21 protein-coding genes and 3 pseudogenes are annotated in these 20,382 nt (G+C 33.9%); 16 read left to right on the forward strand and 8 right to left on the reverse strand.

The annotated features are described in order from the left end of the window. Position 1: 1 nt before the first annotated feature. The 7 genes from AC1PU0_RS05360 to AC1PU0_RS05390 all read left to right on the forward strand — a co-directional run bounded on the left by AC1PU0_RS05360 (position 2) and on the right by AC1PU0_RS05390 (position 4,343). On the forward strand, positions 2-436 hold the full coding sequence (locus AC1PU0_RS05360; RefSeq protein ID WP_479998767.1) for a hypothetical protein: 435 nt from the start codon (positions 2-4) through the stop codon (positions 434-436). Positions 437-607: 171 nt separating this feature from the next. Beyond that, positions 608-1,078: a hypothetical protein gene (locus tag AC1PU0_RS05365; RefSeq protein WP_479998768.1), complete on the forward strand. Its 471-nt coding sequence runs from the start codon at positions 608-610 to the stop codon at positions 1,076-1,078. Positions 1,079-1,317: 239 nt separating this feature from the next. Beyond that, positions 1,318-1,767: an Imm70 family immunity protein gene (locus tag AC1PU0_RS05370; protein ID WP_206849078.1), complete on the forward strand. Its 450-nt coding sequence runs from the start codon at positions 1,318-1,320 to the stop codon at positions 1,765-1,767. A gap of 18 nt (positions 1,768-1,785) precedes the next feature. After that, on the forward strand, positions 1,786-2,202 hold the full coding sequence (locus AC1PU0_RS05375) for an immunity 70 family protein (RefSeq protein ID WP_206849076.1): 417 nt from the start codon (positions 1,786-1,788) through the stop codon (positions 2,200-2,202). Positions 2,203-2,848: 646 nt separating this feature from the next. Then, complete coding sequence (locus AC1PU0_RS05380; protein WP_206849073.1) at positions 2,849-3,235, forward strand: recombinase family protein; 387 nt, start codon at positions 2,849-2,851, stop codon at positions 3,233-3,235. Positions 3,236-3,756: 521 nt separating this feature from the next. Then, positions 3,757-4,161 carry a hypothetical protein gene (locus AC1PU0_RS05385; RefSeq protein WP_206849071.1) on the forward strand — a complete coding sequence of 135 codons (405 nt, stop codon included), beginning with the start codon at positions 3,757-3,759 and terminating at the stop codon, positions 4,159-4,161. A gap of 62 nt (positions 4,162-4,223) precedes the next feature. Beyond that, complete coding sequence (locus tag AC1PU0_RS05390; protein WP_422851645.1) at positions 4,224-4,343, forward strand: hypothetical protein; 120 nt, start codon at positions 4,224-4,226, stop codon at positions 4,341-4,343. A gap of 242 nt (positions 4,344-4,585) precedes the next feature. On the opposite strand, the gene AC1PU0_RS05395 is transcribed toward AC1PU0_RS05390, so the two are convergent. The 4 genes from AC1PU0_RS05395 to abc-f form a co-directional block, all read right to left on the reverse strand. Then, the gene (locus AC1PU0_RS05395; RefSeq protein WP_206849068.1) at positions 4,586-6,301 is read right to left on the reverse strand and encodes an ABC transporter permease/substrate binding protein; all 1,716 of its coding nucleotides are present in this window, start codon (positions 6,299-6,301) and stop codon (positions 4,586-4,588) included. Beyond that, entirely contained in the window at positions 6,294-7,484 is a 1,191-nt protein-coding gene (locus tag AC1PU0_RS05400; protein ID WP_069654675.1) for a quaternary amine ABC transporter ATP-binding protein, read from the reverse strand. The genes AC1PU0_RS05395 and AC1PU0_RS05400 overlap by 8 nt, the downstream gene beginning before the upstream one ends. Positions 7,485-7,810: 326 nt before the next feature. Beyond that, entirely contained in the window at positions 7,811-8,446 is a 636-nt protein-coding gene (locus AC1PU0_RS05405) for a GntR family transcriptional regulator (protein ID WP_111248015.1), read from the reverse strand. 17 nt (positions 8,447-8,463) lie between these two features. Continuing rightward, positions 8,464-10,407 carry a ribosomal protection-like ABC-F family protein gene (abc-f, locus tag AC1PU0_RS05410; RefSeq protein ID WP_206849066.1) on the reverse strand — a complete coding sequence of 648 codons (1,944 nt, stop codon included), beginning with the start codon at positions 10,405-10,407 and terminating at the stop codon, positions 8,464-8,466. A 216-nt stretch (positions 10,408-10,623) separates the two neighbouring features. Between abc-f and AC1PU0_RS05415 the strand changes: the two genes are divergently transcribed. Then, on the forward strand, positions 10,624-11,289 hold the full coding sequence (locus AC1PU0_RS05415; RefSeq protein ID WP_069654673.1) for a redox-sensing transcriptional repressor Rex: 666 nt from the start codon (positions 10,624-10,626) through the stop codon (positions 11,287-11,289). A gap of 54 nt (positions 11,290-11,343) precedes the next feature. Here AC1PU0_RS05415 and AC1PU0_RS05420 read toward each other — a convergent pair whose 3' ends face one another. Next, the gene (locus AC1PU0_RS05420) at positions 11,344-12,012 is read right to left on the reverse strand and encodes a CPBP family intramembrane glutamic endopeptidase (protein WP_069654701.1); all 669 of its coding nucleotides are present in this window, start codon (positions 12,010-12,012) and stop codon (positions 11,344-11,346) included. 87 nt (positions 12,013-12,099) lie between these two features. Next, the gene (locus AC1PU0_RS05425; RefSeq protein WP_069654672.1) at positions 12,100-12,282 is read right to left on the reverse strand and encodes a hypothetical protein; all 183 of its coding nucleotides are present in this window, start codon (positions 12,280-12,282) and stop codon (positions 12,100-12,102) included. A gap of 224 nt (positions 12,283-12,506) precedes the next feature. Here AC1PU0_RS05425 and groES point away from each other — a divergent pair, with 224 nt between their 5' ends. Together groES and groL are read left to right on the forward strand one after the other, a co-directional pair. Continuing rightward, entirely contained in the window at positions 12,507-12,791 is a 285-nt protein-coding gene (groES, locus tag AC1PU0_RS05430; protein ID WP_069654671.1) for a co-chaperone GroES, read from the forward strand. A 62-nt stretch (positions 12,792-12,853) separates the two neighbouring features. Then, positions 12,854-14,485 (forward strand): chaperonin GroEL, encoded by a 1,632-nt coding sequence (groL, locus tag AC1PU0_RS05435; RefSeq protein WP_069654670.1) that lies wholly within the window; start codon positions 12,854-12,856, stop codon positions 14,483-14,485. 88 nt (positions 14,486-14,573) lie between these two features. On the opposite strand, the gene AC1PU0_RS05440 is transcribed toward groL, so the two are convergent. Next, the gene (locus tag AC1PU0_RS05440; RefSeq protein ID WP_206849063.1) at positions 14,574-15,296 is read right to left on the reverse strand and encodes a TraX family protein; all 723 of its coding nucleotides are present in this window, start codon (positions 15,294-15,296) and stop codon (positions 14,574-14,576) included. A 626-nt stretch (positions 15,297-15,922) separates the two neighbouring features. Between AC1PU0_RS05440 and AC1PU0_RS05445 the strand changes: the two are divergent. From AC1PU0_RS05445 to AC1PU0_RS05470, 6 genes and pseudogenes are all read left to right on the forward strand, one after another. Then, positions 15,923-16,250: pseudogene (locus AC1PU0_RS05445) on the forward strand (tyrosine-type recombinase/integrase); the annotation flags it as partial. After that, on the forward strand, positions 16,248-16,493 hold the full coding sequence (locus tag AC1PU0_RS05450; RefSeq protein WP_479998816.1) for a hypothetical protein: 246 nt from the start codon (positions 16,248-16,250) through the stop codon (positions 16,491-16,493). The pseudogene AC1PU0_RS05445 and the gene AC1PU0_RS05450, both read left to right, overlap by 3 nt. A gap of 144 nt (positions 16,494-16,637) precedes the next feature. Next, a complete protein-coding gene (locus tag AC1PU0_RS05455) occupies positions 16,638-17,039 on the forward strand; it encodes a hypothetical protein (RefSeq protein ID WP_479998769.1) in 402 nt (133 codons plus the stop codon). A gap of 517 nt (positions 17,040-17,556) precedes the next feature. After that, complete coding sequence (locus AC1PU0_RS05460; protein ID WP_069654666.1) at positions 17,557-18,408, forward strand: HAD-IIB family hydrolase; 852 nt, start codon at positions 17,557-17,559, stop codon at positions 18,406-18,408. 141 nt (positions 18,409-18,549) lie between these two features. Then, complete coding sequence (locus tag AC1PU0_RS05465) at positions 18,550-19,185, forward strand: hypothetical protein (protein ID WP_206849059.1); 636 nt, start codon at positions 18,550-18,552, stop codon at positions 19,183-19,185. Between the two features lie 37 nt (positions 19,186-19,222). Beyond that, positions 19,223-19,435, forward strand: a pseudogene (locus AC1PU0_RS05470) (hypothetical protein). Positions 19,436-19,497: 62 nt separating this feature from the next. Here the strand turns inward: AC1PU0_RS05470 and AC1PU0_RS05475 are convergent. Further along, positions 19,498-20,254, reverse strand: a pseudogene (locus AC1PU0_RS05475) (MerR family transcriptional regulator). Positions 20,255-20,382: the final 128 nt, after the last annotated feature.

Genomic DNA, 20,382 nt, shown 5'->3' on the forward strand with positions numbered 1-20,382 from the left:
TATGAAAAAAAAGAAATGGATATTTTTACTAACAGTTATTTTAGTAGTAGTTGGATTTTTTTATTTGAAATTTAATTACATTAAAGTTCCTTATCTAGGTCAGGTTCCATTGATAAAGTGGGATGCTTCGATAGATAAGCATATCAAAAGTAAAGATATATACTATCAACGTAAGTTAGAATTATCTAGCTTATCGGAAGATAAGATAATTAATTATTTTTATAAAGCAAATAAATCAAGTAATACTGCAGGTTTAGTTACAGAGCGTCCTTCAAGAAAAGAATTAAAAAGAATATTCAGAGAATATGAAAGTATATCTTCTAGTACGCAAGTGTTTGGTGATGCATTGCATCATTCTAGATATGTAATAACAACACAATTATCCAAAGAGAAACGACAATATGTATATACTATTTTTATAAAAAAAATCCAATAATTATTATTTTGAAATAAAGATACTTATTTATTAAAACTTACGACACAAATACATCAATCAATAGGGGGTGGTAAAGAAAAAGTATTTATAAAAGAAAATAGATAGGGTAGGATATTGCAGAGCATCAAAATTGTAATTACATTTATAGTGAGAATGGCGCTGGAAGAAATTATGAACGAGTGGAATGCCAAAAGAAGTAGGTTATCTATGAAAAAGAAGAAATGGATATTTTTACTAACAGTTATTTTAGTAGTAGTTGGATTTTTTTATTTGAAATTTAATTACATTAAAGTTCCTTATCTAGGTCAGGTGCCATTGATAAAATGGGATGCTTCGATAGATAAGCATATCAAAAGTAAAGATATATACTATCAGAGAAGATTCAATTTTTCTGAATTATCAGAGGATAAAATAGTTAATTATATATGCAGCACCAATAAATCTAGTAGCTTATCAAATTTAATTATGGAAAATCCTTCAAAAAAAGAACTTAAAAGTAATTTTTTGAAAAATAATGAAATAGCTTCAAGTACATTAGTTTCGGAAGATGTTCTTAATCATTCACAATATAAAATAATAACAAAAATTTCAAAAGTCAAAAATCAGTATATCTATACAATTTACGTTGAGAAATTTTCTTAATAATTGATAAAAAATTATTTTTTCGTATAGCATATTAAAATAGAATAAAAGATTATAGAGTATTTATAGAGGTGAAAACAAATAATTCTTACCATAATAATATTCATTGGACTATTGCTATTGATGTCCTTGGACAAAACTATACAAATGAAATGCTTGATGACATTGTAAGAAGAATTACAGAGAAATGTAATACCACTGTAGATATTAAATTTATGGAATAGAAGGGATTTGAGTAAGTGAGCATTGGAATTGATGTAGGATATAGTTGGTATCAAATTGGTAGGTCTGATTATTTTGATTCATTTTTTTCAACAGTAGCCTATTATTTAGAAAACAAAAAATGGGGAAGTGTATATCCTGTCATAATGAATCAAATGTATACAGGCGATTTATCTCCAGAATACGTAGATAAAGCAATTGAGGAATTAATTGATATAAAAAACAAGTTTAGTAAATTAACAAAAAATGGACATCCGATTATTTGGGATGCACGGGATTTAAGTGTTGAAACTCCTGAATGGGCGATTAATCCAAATGAAGAAGTCACTACTCTTAGCAATTATTATATAATTAGCGATGGACGAGACTTAATTGAAATCCTTATAACAGCATTAAGAAAATCAAAAGATATGAATAAAAATTTGATTATTAAATCATTAGATTCTGAATCAACTATATATTCTTAAAAACAAGAGGTTGTGTTAATGACAATTGGAATCAAAGTAGATTTTTTATGGTTTTCGATAGGAACTGGGGACTTTCTTCATTCATTTTTTTCAACTATATGTGGTAATTTAGAAAATATGAAGTGGGGAAGTAAATTCCCAATTGTTATGAATAATTTGTATGAAGGTGAGATATCTGTTAAAGATATTCATGAAGCACAAAAAGAATTAAGAACTATTCAGGAGGAGTTTTCAAAGATTTCTCCAGATAAAATTATTTGGGATATTGAAAATTTGGAAAAAAGACCACCTTGGGGGAATAATATTAGTAAAGATATTAAAAACTTATCAGACTATTTTGTCACAAGTGATGGGGAAAATTTATTTGACGTGTTAAATGAAGCTATGTATGAAGCTATGCAAGAGAACTCTGCTTTAGAAGTAAAAAGTTTGTAATGAAATTTTAGATTAAAGAAAGTTATTTTAGGAATCTAGGGTTAAATTATGTTTCAAAAAAGTAGAAAACTATTGAGTAAATACGTTATAACTAACAGAGTATGGCAAATATCTGCATGTTACCTTGGTGTAATTACATTGTTAGATTTTTTTCATGTTCAATATATTTATTTAACAGGAGAAATTATATTTCATCCTTTTGTTTCCATATTAGTTATAGTTGAGATTATATTAATAGTACTTCTAACTTTTAAAACAAAGTTAGGGTACTTGTTGACAGTAGTCTATTTATTGTTGTTAGCATTAATAAAGATACCTCAGTTGTTAACTATGAAAAGCCTTATGCAAATACTGGAAGTACAGGGGATAAATACATTATATGCACAAATAAATTTAATTTTTATAGTGATTCTATTCTTTAGCAGTGTGATTATTGGTATTTGTTTATTAGCTAAGAAGAGTTCAAGAACTGAATTAAAACAAGTAAATTGGTTTTTGCCATCATTTTTGGTAAGAAAAAAATAATCAATATATCAAATAGCATAAACTAGGTCAGTATTATTTTTTTCAAATAAGAAGTTTATTGAAACTAACTAGTGGTTGAAACATTCAATAATAAGTATATCAATCATTAGGAGGTTTCAATATGGGCAAGAAAAAAAGTCAAGAAAAGAAAATAGTTAGGCTAGGATATTGCAGGGTTAGTACTGATGATAGACAAGAAATGTCACTAGAAAATAAAATAGAAATGATGAGGCAACAGAATTGTAATCACATCTACTCTGAACATGGTAGTGGTAGAAATGACAAACGGGTGGAATTTCAAAAAATGTTAAAACACATAAAGGGATTAGCAGGTGATGAAAACAATATAGTCTACCTTATTGTTTTTAAAAATGATAGGTTATCAAGAAAACTTAGGACTTTAGTAAACACCATTGAAGATTTAATGGAATTAGGAATAAACTATATTAGTTTAATCGACCATATAGATACAAGTTCAATTGGGGGGGGATGTTTTTTCAAATTTTGAGTAGTTTTAATGAATACGAAGTTTCAAATACAATAGAAAGGGTAAAAATCGGTTTAGATAAGGCAAGGGAAAATATTAGGAAGACCTTCTATTACTAAATCTCAAAAAAATAAACTAATAAGACTATACCAAATAAATAATTTATCAGTTTGTGATATTGCAAAAATGTGTAACATGAAAACATCAACAGCGTATAAATACCTAAAAAAAGCGAATATACAACGAAGACGATAGAAAAGACTTGAGTAAATTTGATATCATGGTAAATTAATATTGTTAAGTAACAAATGTGAACCACTCATCTATTTTCCAACTGTTAAATAGAGCTGATATATATAAATAATAACAAAACATAAAGAGTCTGTGGCCATTGAGTTTCCAATTTTCACTGGTTCTTTTTTTTTTGCGATTTTTTGTACTTACATAAATCAGTTGAAATATAGAGTTAAAGGATGTTTCACATCAATTTTTTACAGTTAGATGGTAAATAAGGTTATTAAAATTATTTTGAAGGGTAAAAAATGGAATTTAGGGTAAATCAATTTCCCAAAAAAATGGGAGAAGTCGATGTAAATGAAAAATTTTTAAAAATAATAATACCCGAAGGAGGATTGTTTAGTAGTGGCGAAGATTTGGAAAATATCCCAATAAAAAATATTAGTAATGTCAAAATTAGTAAGGCAAAAAACATATGTTCAATTATTTTTTGTCCAAAAATCTATTTTAAAGTTTTTATTAAAGAGCTGATACAGAAGGTACAAATGAATATTTCGAGTAAGGGGAATCTAGAGCCGAAGAGTGTTTCGGATCAAATTCAGAACTATGTCTTGGGGAGAATCATTGTTGGAGTTATCTATAATTATCAAATCATTGTTTTGCGATTTTTAATCGTATTACTTTTTTGGGGACATTGGTCACTGTGTTAAGGATCGCAAAATGAAGGCATCCTGAGAATAAAAAAATTGTGGATGGACAACCGATTATTTTAATGGATAACTGGCAGAAGATTCCAGAAAATGTTAAACTGGCAAATTTATCAGCATACGATCTTGGCACTATGTTTAGATTACATAATATCAACATAATTTCAGCGGTCAAACGCGTATAAGTAGAGCAAAATGGTGATTTGACGATTGTCCGTAAAGGTGCCTCATTATTTACGGATGGCTTAGTGATAGAAGATGCATTGGAAGATATCAATAAAAATAGAGTAGCTGACAGATGAATTAGCGAAACAAACTATACGGATATTTCTAAGGTTTGTGTAGCAGAATAATTTAAGGAAATCTTCGAATCGTACCTTATACATAAAAAAAGAACTGACCACTTTTATTGTGATCAGTTCTTTTTTTATTTTTTCCACTCAGCAACTTCTTTTGAATGACTGTCGATCCAATTTCTAGCAGCTTGAGTTGGATCAGTTCCGTTATTGATTTCTAACATAACTGATTCCATATCTTCTTTTGTCCAATGGAAGTTTTTCAATACATTATAGGCTTCAGGATTTTCTTTTTCTAACCCTTTTCTAGCCATTGTATGGATTGCTTCTTCTGTTCCCATGGTTCCTTTTGGATCTTCTAAATATTTAAGATCATATTTAGCAAACATCCAGTGAGGAGACCAACCAGTAATAACAATATCTTCTTTATTTTTGATAGCTTGTCCAAGCGCAACGGTCATTGCACCAGAAGAAGAGGTTTCAACAGACCAATCAGATAAGTTTTTATACGCTTTTTGCGTTTTTTCAGCGGCTGCAACGACACCTGCACCAGGTTCGATACCGGTGATTTTTTTACCAGCTTGATCGCTTAACTCTTCGATCGAGTCGACATCCATGTATTGTGGAACGACGATACCAAGTTTAGCACCTTTTAGGTTTTCACCTAAGTCCTCTACTTTGTCTTTGTATTGTTTGTATTGCTCTCCGTGAGTTCCAGGAAGCCATGCAGCAACCATTGCATCTGTTTCACCTTTTGAGATTGATTCCCACATAATAGCATTGTCCAAAGGTGTTAACGACACATTGTAGCCGATATCTTTTAGGACTTCACCGACAACGTGAGTAGAGGCAACTTCTGTGTCCCATTCTACATAAGAAAGAGAAATAGTTTTTTCATCGTTTTTAGCAGATGTGAAAAGAGTTGAACCACCAATCAAAGCAATGATAGCAACAACCGCAATCACGATTCCGCCAATTTTTTGATTTTTAGATAGTTTTGATTTTACTGTCGTTGATTTTTTCTTATTTAAATTTTGCGTAAAGCGATCGATGATAATTGCTAGAATTACTAAAGCAACACCGTTAACAAACCCATTTCCGACTTGAGCACGTTGTAGGGCAGATAGAACACCACGACCTAGACCAGGAGCTCCGATCATTGAGGCGATAACCACCATTGAAAGTGCCAACATTGTTGTTTGGTTGACTCCAGCCATGATTGTACTTTTAGCCAATGGTAATTCAAGTTTGAATAGTTTTTGCCATCCTGTGCTACCAAATGAATCAGAAGCTTCAACTAATTCTTTCGGTACTTGGCGAATACCAAGATTGGTAAAACGAACGGTAGGCGGTAAAGCAAAGATTACTGAGGCAAACACCCCAGGTACCATACCGATTCCGAAAAATGCAACTGCAGGAATTAAATAAACAAATCCTGGCATTGTTTGCATGAAATCTAAAATAGGGGTAATAATACTTTGTGCTTTATTGCTTTTTGCCATTAAAATACCAAGTGGCACTCCGATTACAATAGAAACGACACTAGATAGTAAAACTAACGTTACGGTACTCATTAAATCTGTCCATAAATTTTGGTTATAAATGAAAAGTAACCCAATTAATGTAAACAAACTCAACCCAATTTTTCTATTAGATATAAAGTAAGCAATTGCTGTTATGATAAGAATAAATAGTAATGGTGGAATCATAACGAGTAGTGATGTAATGCCATCCATTAAACTTTGACCTGTTGATTGGAAGAAACTGAACACACCAGAAAAAGTATTTGTCATCCATTCTGTGATCGTTTCGACCCAATTTGCGACTGGTAATTGATAGTTATTCATTGATATTCACCTCTGTTTCTGCTAATGCTTCAAGAACACTGCCTCGAATGACGACGCCAAGCAATTTATTGTTGTCTGTTACGGCAACTGGTGTAGGTGAATCATAGATGATTGGGAAGATATCATTCACGAGCATATCTTTATCGATTGTAGTGATATCTGCATCCACATAATCAGTTAAAGGTTTACCTGCTTTACGAGCTTCTAGTGCACGCTCAGCTCTAACTACACCTTTTAATTGACGTTTTTTATCAACGGCTAAAAGCATACTGACTTCTTCTTGACGCATACGAGTCAAAGCAACGGTTGGACCATCGATTTCAATGTTTGTTGTTAATGCTGGCACCATAATATTTTGAGCGGTTAAAACTTTCGAACGATCTACATCTTCGACAAACGTACGAACGTAGTCATTAGCTGGATTTGTTAAAATTTCTTCACCAGTACCAATTTGCATGATTTGACCATCTTTCATTAAAGCAATTCGGTCACCGATACGTAACGCTTCATTTAAATCATGTGTGATAAAGATGATCGTCTTTTTCACGTTGTCTTGTAAATCGACTAACTCATCTTGCATTTCTCGACGAATCAATGGATCAAGAGCGGAAAAGGCTTCATCCATTAGCAAAATTTCTGGATCGTTAGCTAAGGCTCTAGCTAATCCGACACGCTGTTGCATCCCACCAGATAATTGATTAGGAAACTGGTCTTTAAAAGCTAATAAACTTGAATTTTCCAACGCTTTTTCTGCTTTAGCCGTTCGCTCTTCTTTTGGAACGCCACGTACTTCTAAACCGTATTCCGTATTTTCCAAAATTGTACGGTGAGGGAAGAGACCAAAATTTTGGAAAACCATGCTCATCTTATTTCGACGAACCTCTCTAAGTCCTTCTTTATCCAATTTTGCAATTTCTTGGTTATCAATAAAAATATCTCCTGAAGTTGGTTCGATCAAACGATTCAATAAACGGATCAAGGTAGATTTACCACTACCAGAAAGACCCATGATAACGAAAATCTCTCCTTCTTCTACTTCAAAATTGACATCGTAAACTCCGACTGTAGCACCGGTCTTTTTCAAGATTTCGGTCTTATCTTTGTTTTCTTTGATCATTTCCAGTGCTTGTTTTGATTTTTTACCGAATATTTTTGTTAAATGCGATACTTTTACTTTGGGCAAAACAAAATTCCTCCTTATTTTTAAAAGCTGAGTAGGTTCGTCCAGCTCCGAAGCTAGATAACTCTAAAAGCGTAGTAATATCGTTCAGTCTCTTCAAGAAGATTTGGAAAAAGATTTCGACATTTTTTATCCATCCTGAAAGACTAACTGATGAAACTAGCTAACGTTAAAACTTTATTTACATGTAAAGAAAATCATTTTCTTTTCTGTAAAAAAGTGACCATTCTAGATTAACATCGTGTAGTCACTTTGTCAAATTAGGGGCATTTAGATGAGAAACTAAAAAGAACAGTCAAACTTTAAAAAGTTCAACTGTTCTTTTTGTATTATGAATTAGGATAGAAAAAATTCTGAACACGCTGTAATGTTGATTCATGACCAACGAAATAAATTGTATCGCCAGAGGTAAGTTTTGCATACGGACCAGGAGAAACAAGTAATTCATCCCCATGTTTGATTGCGATCAAAGTAGCAGAAGTACTTTGCCACAGGTTTAATTCACTGATTGTCATTTCAAGATGAGATGCTTCGTCGGTCAGTGTAAATGTTACTGGATTTAATGGATTGAGTGAATCAAAACGCTTCGTCTGGTCAACAAGTTTATCCAGTATTTCCGAGAATTGACTTAACTCTTCTTTTTGTTTTTTGACACTCGCAATCAGATCATCTTTTAAATCATGAATCGATTGGACATCTTGGTATTGGTCGACGAAGAGCTTGGCTTTTTCCATTGAGTGAACATAAAACCCACTACCGTGTTTCGCTTGGACAATTTCCAAATCAACTAAGACACTGATTGCCTTTCGGGCTGTCTCAGGAGAAACACTGTATTTATTTGCCAGAGTAGAGCGTGCATGAATTTTGTCTCCAACTGTAAATGTTTGATCAGCAATCTTAGCTGCGACATCTACAGCAATTTGCTGATACTTAGGTTTCGTTACATTCATACGTTTTAAAGTCATATGAAACCTGCCTTTCGTCAATTATTTTCTTCCGCTTCTTCAAGTTCTAAGCTAAGATTTTCCCAGTCTGTCAGCAATTGTTCTTGTTGTGACCGCTGTGATTCTAATTCTTCATTTAATGACATTAGCTGCATATGATCATCCACAAGTGCGGGATCACTCATCGATTGTTCTAATTGTGCTATCGTTGTGTCCAATGCTGCTAAGTTTTCTTCGATTTGTGTTATTTTACGATTTAAATGACGTAAGATTTTTTGTTGTTCTTTATTTTGATAAAAATCATTTTTAGGTTTTGCGATTTCAGCTTGTTTTACAGAGGATTGCTCAGCTAATAGTGTAGCCAATTCTTCTTCTTCTTTTTTCTTCTCTAAATAGTAATCATAATCGCCCAAATAAAGTTTGCTACCAGACTCAGATAGTTCAATGACTTTCGTTGCAATACGATTTATGAAATAACGGTCATGTGAAACAAAAAGAAGGGTTCCTTCGTAATCAATCAAAGCATTTTCCAAAACTTCTTTATTATCGATATCTAAATGGTTTGTCGGTTCATCAAGAATCAAGAAGTTTTCTTTATCCATTGATAATTTTGCTAGGGCAACGCGCGCTTTTTCTCCACCACTTAGAAGAGGGATGGTTTTTTCGACATCATTTCCACTGAATAAAAAACTGCCTAGAATATTACGGATATCTTTTTCGGGTGTAGTAGGATGCTCATCCCAAAGTTCAGCTAAAACTGTTTTTGTCCCATGCAAGTTCGCTTGCTCTTGGTCATAATAACCAATTTGAACATTCGTTCCTAATGTTGCATTTCCCTTAATGAAAGGAATCGTTCCAATGATCGATTTTAATAAAGTCGATTTGCCGATTCCGTTAGGTCCAACTAAAGCAATGGCTTCTTGACGACGTATATCGAGTGAAACAGGTTCTGATAGGATATGGCTGTCATAACCTATCGCAGCGTCTTCTACTTGGAGGACAACATTTCCAGAAACTTTCTCGATGGCAAAAAGAAAATTAGCTGATTTTTCATCGCCTTGAGGTCGGTCTAAACGCTCCATTTTCTCTAGGGTTTTTCTACGACTTTGTGCTCTTTTAGTTGTGGATGCTCTGACTAAATTTCGGGCTACGAAATCTTCCAATTTGTTGATTTCGGTTTGTTGTTTCTCGTAGGCTTTCCATTCACTAGTCAGTTGCTCTGCTTTTAATGCTAAATATTTTGAGTAATTGCCTTTGTAATAACGCATTTTGTGGCGACTGATTTCATAAACTTCAGACACTACTTTATCTAGAAAATATCGGTCATGTGAAACTATCAAGAGGGCTCCAGAGTAGCTAGGCAAATAATTCTCTAACCATGAAAGGGTATCAATGTCTAAGTGGTTAGTCGGTTCATCCAGAATCAGAATATCTGGTTTTTGCAGTAACATCCGCGCTAAAGCTAAACGTGTTTTTTGCCCCCCCGATAATGTACTGATATTTTTTGAATAAAATTCTTCTTTAAATCCAAAACCATGCAAAACTGACCGAATCTCATTTTCATAGCCATAACCATTTTTTTCTGAAAAGTCATGTTGCAAGCGATCATATTCTTTCATAATCGATTCATATTTTGAATCATCAGGCAGCAGTTCACTGATAATCAATTCAAGTTCACGCATTCGTTTTTCCATTGTGATGACTTCTACAAATGCTTCTAGCATTTCATCCCAAACGGTCTTATCTGAATCAAGTCCAGTATCTTGGGCTAAATAACCCAGACTGGCTGTTTTATTTTTAGCAATCGTACCAGCATCGGGTATGTCGATTCCTGCGATTATTTTTAGCAGAGTAGATTTACCAGCACCGTTACGGCCAACTAAAGCTATTCGGCTATTTGTACTGATTTCCATTTGTATGTTATCAAACAAAGTGTCTGCGCCGAAATAACGGGCGATTTGATTTGCTTGGAGTAAAATCATGTGGTAACCTCATTTCTATTTCAATGCCCTAAGTGTAGCATAAATTGACCGGAAAAAGCATCCATCCAACGACTAGAGAGAAAAATAATCAGAACAATTTTAAGAAAGTTTGAAAAATATTGCTTTTTTTGAGCTGTAAGATTGCTTTTTATCTGGAACAACTGCTATTATGAGAGATGGATATTTGTGTATATTTAGAGTATTGGAGGTACGATTGTGAAAGACCAAATTATTCCAAAAGCAACGGCAAGACGCCTTCCCCTATATTATCGTTATTTGAGAATTCTGCATGATGCAGGCAAAAATAAAGTTTCATCTACTGAACTAAGTGAAGCAGTACAAGTAGACAGCGCAACGATTCGACGAGATTTTTCTTATTTTGGCGAATTAGGCAAGCGTGGTTATGGTTACGATGTGGAAAACTTGATGAATTTCTTTGCAAAAACATTGAATGATGATGAGCTAACCAATGTAGCTTTGATTGGTGTAGGTAACTTAGGAAGTGCCTTATTGAAGTATAAATTTCATCAAAGTAACAGTATTCGTGTCAGCTGCGCATTTGATGTTAACGACGACATCGTTGGCAGAATCGTAGATGGTATTCCGGTTTATCCAATGACGGATATGATGGAACAGATTCGTATACAGCAAATTGAGGTCGCAATTTTGACCCTTCCAGCAAGAAAAGCACAAGAAGTGGTTAGTCAATTAGCAGATGCTGGGGTTAAAGGGATTCTGAACTTTACAGCAGCTCGTTTAGTAGCACCAACAGATGTGTTGATTCAAAATGTTGATTTGACCAACGAATTACAAACGTTGATTTACTTCTTGCATCATGATAATGAATTAGCTGATACTGAAATCGAAGACGAAAAAGAATAATATAAAACCCCTATGGTTGCACTCCTTAAAAAAGGCAATCATAGGGGAATTTTTTTATTTAGGTAATTCAATATTTGCGTAATGCATAACGAGTTGAGCAATCACAACTAACGTATTCATGCCACAATGAGCGATGATCGAGGTCCAAATTTTCCCAGTCATTTTATATAATAGAGCAAAGAAGAAGCCCATGAAAAAATAGACAAAGAAATGACCATCTTGATGAATAACAGAGAATAAAGAAGAACTAATGATTGCCGCAATCCAAAAACCAGTGTACGTTTCAGTCAAACCAATCAAAGAACGACGAAAAACAAATTCTTCCATGATAGGACCACCAATCGTAGTTGCTAGGATAAACAAAGGATTCGCTAGAATAACGGCAATAATATTTTGTGTATTTTGTGAACTAGGTTCTGCACCTGTAATCGCTGTTTCGATACCAAAAACGACGGCTTGAATAATCATTGCTAAGAAAATACCACTGACACCTAGTAAGTAGATGAAAACGGGTGAAGTCAATTTGGCTTCCTTTTCTACTGTTGTAACGGCAGTATTTTTATTTATAATGTAGAGCCAAATCATCAAGCCAGCACCTAAGATATAAGTGAAGGTTGTACCACTGATTACGATATCAGATGAAAAAGGGCTAAAAATATAGGGAGAAAAAAATACAAGTCCGTATAGAAGGACCATGGATAAACTTACTTTTTTTATAGACATATTTTTAGGCATATAAACTGAAAACTCCTTTCATTAATTGCAGAATGTAAAAAGTATACCATAGTTGACATTTGTTTCGTATGACTATTATTTTTTATGATTATTGCGATAGCCTAATAGCAGAAAGATAAATACGAAGAAAAAGGCTGCTTCCCATAATGTCGTTGTCCAGTCGAAACGCCTGCTTACTCCAAAAAAGAAATTACCAACATTCGCAATGATGAGGTAAAGTGCTGTTATTGTTAAAGCTCCTGTAATTCTTTGTTTCATTTCAATCGCCTCTCTTTCTGTTCTTATTTTACCATGAAATGAACGGTAGAAAAGAAATATATCAATTTAAGAACAGAAACTTTCGTTCTTTGACCGATTATTGAATAAAATTAGTCAAAAGACTTGCAAAATGAAAAGGAAATGAGTATTATAAATAGTGTGAGTTAGCACTCGATAACTAAGAGTGCTAAAAAGATAAATATTTTTTTATGGAGGGATTTATTGTGTTAAAACCATTAAGCGATCGCGTCGTTATTGAAGTCGCGAAAGAAGAAGAAAAAACAGTAGGGGGAATCGTCTTAGCATCAGCTGCTAAAGAAAAGCCTCAGACAGGAAAAGTTATCGCAGTAGGTGAAGGCCGTGTATTAGAAAACGGTACAAAAGTTCCTGCCGATGTTAAAGAAGGCGACACAGTAATGTTTGAAAAATATTCAGGAACAGAAGTTAAATATGAGGGAAATGATTATTTGATCGTTTCTGGTAAAGACATCATTGCGATTGTTGAGTAATCCATTTTTAATAAAAAAACCATTTTAAATAGAAAAAATAAAATTTTTGAGGTGAAGGAATTATGGCAAAAGAAATCAAATTTGCAGAAGATGCACGTGCAGCAATGCTTCGTGGAGTAGATATTTTAGCAGACACAGTAAAAGTAACATTAGGTCCTAAAGGCCGTAACGTTGTTTTAGAAAAATCATTTGGATCACCACTTATTACAAATGATGGTGTTACGATTGCAAAAGAAATCGAACTAGAAGATCATTTTGAAAATATGGGGGCGAAATTAGTTTCTGAAGTTGCTTCTAAAACAAATGATATCGCTGGAGATGGAACAACTACTGCAACAGTATTGACCCAAGCTATCGTTCGTGAAGGATTGAAAAATGTAACTGCTGGTGCGAATCCTCTAGGAATTCGTCGTGGTATCGAATTGGCTACAAAAACGGCAGTCGAAGAGTTACACAACATTTCAACAGTTGTAGATTCAAAAGAAGCAATTGCACAAGTTGCTGCTGTTTCTTCTGGTTCTGACCGTGTAGGACAATTAATTGCGGATGCAATGGAAAAAGTCGGTAACGATGGTGTCATCACAATCGAAGAATCAAAAGGAATCGAAACTGAACTAGACGTAGTTGAAGGAATGCAATTTGACCGTGGTTACTTATCTCAATACATGGTAACAGACAATGATAAAATGGAAGCTGTCTTAGAAAATCCATATATCTTGATTACAGATAAAAAAATCTCTAATATTCAAGATATCTTGCCTTTGTTAGAACAAATTTTACAACAAAGCCGTCCATTATTAATTATTGCTGATGATGTTGATGGAGAAGCTTTACCAACACTTGTTTTAAATAAAATTCGTGGAACATTCAATGTTGTTGCTGTAAAAGCACCAGGATTTGGTGATCGTCGTAAAGCAATGCTTGAAGATATTGCTATGTTAACAGGAGCCACAGTAATCACTGACGATCTAGGTCTTGAATTAAAAGATACAACAATCGAAAACCTTGGAAATGCAAGCAAAGTTGTTGTAGACAAAGACAATACAACGATTGTTGAAGGCGCTGGTGAAAAAGCTGGTATCGATGCTCGAGTTCAATTGATCAAAAATCAAATTGCAGAAACAACATCTGATTTTGACCGTGAAAAATTACAAGAACGCTTGGCTAAATTAGCTGGTGGTGTTGCGGTAGTTAAAGTTGGTGCTGCAACTGAAACAGAATTAAAAGAATTAAAATTACGTATTGAAGATGCATTGAATGCTACTCGTGCTGCCGTTGAAGAAGGTATGGTTTCTGGTGGTGGTACAGCGCTTGTAAATGTTATCGGAAAAGTAGCTGCTTTAGAGGCAGAAGGCGATGTAGCAACTGGTGTGAAAATCGTTGTTCGTGCTTTAGAAGAACCAATCCGTCAAATTGCTGAAAATGCTGGATATGAAGGCTCAGTAATCGTTGATAAATTAAAAAATATCGAGTTAGGTACTGGGTTTAATGCTGCTAATGGCGAATGGGTAAACATGGTCGAAGCTGGAATCGTTGATCCAACGAAAGTAACGCGTTCAGCATTACAAAACGCTGCATCAGTAGCTGCCTTGTTATTAACAACAGAAGCAGTTGTCGCAGATAAACCAGAACCGGCAGGAGCAAGTGGTATGCCACCAATGGACCCTTCTATGGGAATGGGCGGTATGATGTAATCAAGCAATAGCTAAATCAAAAAGCAGTTTAACATGTAACAATGTTAAACTGCTTTTTGATTTTATACTTAGCTGAAATGAGGAATGATCAAAACTGTTGAATCCCTATTAATACCAACAAATGAACTGGATAAAACCAATAAAAAAAATATTTCCACTGTTTTCCGCGTTGTCCATTGTAAAAATAGATCAGGATAAAGGCAAATAGCCCAAACCAACTATTTTGTAAAAGGACCAATGCCCCTAAAAGACATTTTAATAGCAGAAAATCTCTTAATAGATATAAAACGACAATCAACAAAATACCAATCCAACCACCATAATCACTTCGCAGCCATTCGGCTAAATAAATTCCAGTCCCAACAATAGCAATAGAGAATAGCACATTTTTTATGGAGTAATCTTGTAATTTCTCCAACCCAATGATTACCAATAAACCAATCAACAATGTGAAAAAGACATTTTGACTTTCTAGATCAATGACTTGATGAGAAAAAGCCAAATCATACGGTATCTCAGAAACTAAAGCAAATAGACACAAACGGATCAGATACTTTTTAGTATTGGAAGTATGGATAAATCCCTCTACTAATAAAAAACAGAATAAAGGAAAAGCAAGCCTTCCAATCAGAATAAAAATTGGAAAGATTTCTTGGCTTAGTTGAATCAGAGAACTCGTTTCATTCCCAAAAGGAACAGAATGTGTAAAAAAAGGGTGAAAAGAAATAATTTTTGCTGTATGATCCAGCAACATAGCAATGATAGCGATCCATTTTAATTGACTACCTGAGAAAAAGGGTTTTGTTTCCAATAATCGTGCTCCTTATCAATAGGTTATGTAGATATATCATTTTACCATAAAATTTTTCTTGCAGGTTCGAAAAATACTAAAAGACGGTTGCGATTGATTAAATTTCTTTTTCAAAGATTAATAGGAAAGGGAATATAACATTTAAGGGGGGATCCTTTAAGAATGGGCTTTACCCACGATGGGAAAGAGTAAATATGTTATTTATATTAAGGTATATCGTATAAAAGATATAATTTTAACATAAAATAGTGTGAAATGAAAGATTTATTGTTATAATGAAGTTGACTATAAATCAAAATTTTTTCTTGTATGTAGCAGTTATAAGAAAATAATGAATCTAACAAAGATGTAATCGCTTTCTAATTTGAACTACTAATTTATTCTATACTAAAATGAGAACACAGTCTATAAAGAAAAGTTCGTTTTTTTATCACGTTTTTAATAATTTTGATAAAAAATGAGAATACTGGAGGTTTATTTTTAGTAATAAATAAAAATTTGCTGGATCTAACGATAAATTCTCCTATTTTGATTGTATGTTATCCAATAATTATTGACCGATATAGATTTAGAAAAAAGATTTATGTTTTTTAGCCGTCAAAATTTTTCGGAAAGGGTGTCATAAGTTGAGCAGAAAAGGTGAAAATATATATAAAAGAAAGGATGGTCGTTGGGAAGGTCGCTATATGAAAGCGAGAAATGAAGAGGGCAAAATAATTTATGGGTATATTTATGGAAAACGTTATGCGCATGTGAAGGAAAAACTAGCGGAGTTAAAAGTTCGCTATTCATTTACACATAATAATGTCAACTTGTGTAAAGGAACGGTTCAAGACTGGCTAAATCATTGGTTGAATGTATTGATGCGAAAAAAAAATCAAGCGATCAACATATTCAAGTTACCGTTTACGGATGGATAAATACATTATTCCTTTTCTAGGGAAAAAGCAATTGACTCTTGTGAAAAGTCGAGATGTTGAAGAGTTTGTAAACTATTTAACAGGTTTGAATTTATCCCCTGCAACGATTCATTCGATTGTGACTGTCTTAAAAAGCGCAATGAACAAAGCAAGTATGGAAAACAATTCAATTTTGGATATTCCAAAATTAATCAAACAAAAAAGTAAAGAAATTTCTGTTGGAAACGGACTTGAAGGTGTTAGTTTATATGAATTAAAAGATGATCGTGATGTTTAATTGATTCCAGCAAAGGATGTCTTCAAAGAGGCAAAAGCTGTTCCAATCGTCGTGTTCAATGAAGCAGAGAAAGTAGAGGACAAATAATGAAACGAAACGCCTATCTTTTATGTGTGGTGATAATCTTAGGTGCGCTAATGATTAGTGGCTGTTCTTCCAAAAAGCAGACAGGCCCAGTCGAACATCAGGCTTACCTGGCATGAAAAACGAGATAAACCATTTGGAACGTTTGATTATCCTAAAATTACTGAAAACGAAGCCTTTGATTTATTAGAAAACAAGTTTAAAGTAAAAATTCCAAAGTTTATCTCACAAGTCAAAGGGATGCTGCAAAATGATGTTATGACTGAAGGCGTGCAAACAGGAGTTTCTGAATATACAATGTACGCTTCAAGTGTCGAACTAAAAGTGCGGGCCTATTATCCCTTGAATGAAGGAAACGAGCTAAGCGTTTTTGCGCTAGTAGATTTAAAATATTCATTTAATAAAGAGAAAAAAAGAAGTCCGATTGACTTCGCAAAGTCTTTCAATGACAACTTACGGTGAGAAAATAGCCTATCCTAAAGACAATTATGATGAATTATTAGCAAAAAGTGCAGAAATCATTGACTTGCCTGAAATAAATCAATTCAACATTTTAAAGAAGATTACAAAGAAGTCGCGAAATGACCGACGTCAGCAAAGGCTGTAGTATTCAGCAATGATAAAGAGGCTGTAGAAAAAAAGAAGGTGTCACAATCATTATTGGGAGGGTTTGACAGTAAGCAGGAGTTAAAAGAGCTTTATGCGACGATCGTTGATTACACGGACTAAGTCTGTATGAATAGAACAAAAAGTCAAAACAGCAATTAAGCGAATCTGTATAAATAACCGATGTAGTTAGCGGCTATTTATACAGATTTTTTAACTTTCTTCGTTTAAACGGTCAACTGTAAAAATGAAGAAAGTTAAAAATTTTCAAAGAAATTATGCTATACTCAGATAGTTGAAATAAAAAGGCTTACTCTTATTTTATCTTGTTCCTAATGGGGTGATTAGCCAATAAAGAAAAGGAGCTTAATGAATGAACATTGTGTTTTGTGATATAGATGGAACATTTCAGGATTTGGCTGGCGAAGTGCCGAAAGTCAATTATGATGCGATTTACGCATTACAAAAACAAGGGGATCATTTTGTGTTTATCAGTGGCCGTGGTTATGCACAATTGACAGAATTGATGGATGAATTAGACAGTGAGTGCGATGTTATTTTTAGTAATGGTGGGGGACATAAATTAGTTGGTGAACCCGTTCAATATAATCATTGTGTATCCATGAGTGAATGCGAGAGAGTCATCGCCATTTTAGAAGCACGGAATATTTTTTATCATATTCACACAAATGAAGGAATCATTTTAAAACCAGTTGAAAATTATGAAGCGAATATTTTAGCCTTGAGGAAAAAACTTGAAGTGATGGGGGAAGCAGGCAAACAAATCATGGATTTTAAAGAAGCCTTCTTCAAAGAACAATGTCAACATGTGGAAGATCCCTTTACCTATTTGACTGAACATCCAGACTTAAAAGTGATGAAAATAGAATTGATGGAAGCAAGCGATGAGGAACATGAACGATTGCGTGAGGTATTGAGTAGTGAGTCAGCGGAAGTTTTTTCTTCCTTTACACAATGCTTAGAAATCGTCGATCCAAAGAGCAGCAAAGGAAATGCAATCAAAGAATTTATGAAGAATTTCCCAGATGCGCGTAGCTATGGTATTGGTGATGGCGAAAACGATTTAGCGATGTTGGCTGTTGTCGATATTCCTGTTGCAGTTGGGAATGCGAAGGAAATTGTCAAAGAGCAATGTCAGCGGGTCATCGGTGATTGTTTAGAGGGTGGCGTGGGTACATTCATTTTTGAAGAAATCATCAAGTAGCAAGATTCGTTGAGATCATCAACAGATAAAAATGCAGATTGTCAGGAAGTACTTTCTGTGAGAATCTTAAAGCAAGGAACGGTTTATAAAATAGTATGATGCTTTAGGTAGGAAATCGATTTAAAACTTGGGGGAGTAACAATGAAAGAAATAAAAGAGAATGTGGCGCATGATTTACAGTATTATCAATCTGGAATCAGACAGTTGTATATGAAGCATTACCAAAAATATTTATTATTTTTACTAGCCATTATGTTGGTAACAGCTATTGGGATCGGGGCATCTGAATTTTTTATTAGATGGTTTTTAGTATTTTTATTTTTGCTGGAGTTAGGCGCAGTCGTCTATTTACTTCGTTACTTACGTGCAGAAGTGTTTGATGCGTATTTTCAACGGATTGAAAAGCAATTACCCGAAGAATTTAAACAAATGGAGTCGATCGAAATTCAAGAAGATGATCAATCTTACTATTTTCTAGGCGATCAAGAATTATATGTAAAGCTAAAAAAGAAGAACAGCAGAAATTTCCCATCAAAAATCAGACAGTATACGTTGTTAGTTGGTTTTACCGATGAATTAGATGAAAATATTCTGGAACAACCACTGTATTTTTTCTATTATGATATTACGCAAATCAAACACTCTGACAGTTATAAGCAAGCGCGTTTAAAAAATGCTAATTTTATTGCTAAACAGAGAAAGCGAAGACTTAAATCGGCAGCAATCACGATTTTTTTATTGATTTTATTCGGTTTGGCTTTTGTAGGAATGTTTTAGGATTAGTGGGAATGATCTAGAAAGAAACTAATGTTTTATAATACGTTCATTAGATTTAAGGAGGTTGGAACAGAAGTGTTTAACTCCGAGAAATAAGAAGGAATTCACGAAAATTGCTCTTCAAATTTTTGTGACCAAGTAAGTACTGTGCAACATCAACTTGTTCCTTGTTGTGTTTTACAGCAATTTCGGCTTATTTCCGAAGGAGTTGCTTCTGCACCCACCGTTTATTCGGTTACTAAGAGCCTGAAACATAACGTTTTTAGTTATGTCCCAGGCTCCTTAAAACGATTCATAGGTTTAGTCATTTCTCTATTGTGTAAAATGTTGAATTAGTTGGTTTAGTGTTTGAGCAGCAGAATTTCCTGCTCGGTCATCGTAGTAAGCAACAAAACGTTCATCACTAATGTATAGTTCTCCTAGGCCTCTATGCATTTCTATTGAATAAACTGGTGAAGTATATTGAAGCCATTCTCTATGTTTCAAGAAGGCTTTTTCTGCTTCTTGTGATCGATAGTCTTTGGTGTCTAGCACGATCTTCAAGGCTACAAACATCTCCTTCTCAGCAAGTTCCATACCTGCAAAATCTGCTTCTGTTAAGTTTAACCATTTTTTATTAGAGGCTTCAACAGTATATTCGCTGTATTTTTCACGTATTTCTTTGCCATATCTTTGTTCATTTTCTAGTCGTTTTTCTTGTTTGAATCCTACAAATTTTTCTTTATCTGTCATAGTCGTTTCTCCTTTTTTATAACGGATTGTTTTTTCTACAGTTAGAATCTGATAATCGAGCTGTTGAAGCTTTTCCAATAACTGGTGATAATGTTCCTGTAGTGCATGCTCGGGATCGTAATTTGGATTGTTCAGTAGTTTTTGGATTACTTCTAGTTTTAAATCTAATGAACGATAAAAAAGGATTTGCTCGCTTGTCGATTTCTTTCGTTCCGTAAATACGATAACCAGAAGAATTGAGATACGCAGGTTTTAACAGGTCGATTTCGTCATAATAACGCAATGTTCGGGTACTGATTCCGGATAGTTCAGCAATTTTTTTGATCGTATAGTCCATCTGTTTCACTCCCGTTTGAAATGAGTATAAACTTTTACTTAACGTTAAGGTCAAGTCTTTTTTATAGCATAACATAGTTTTTATTTTTTAATGAAAACTCACTTTTTTGATTTACAAAGGGTCAAGGA

The organism is Enterococcus sp. XAF26B05_ASV22, from assembly GCF_056727285.1.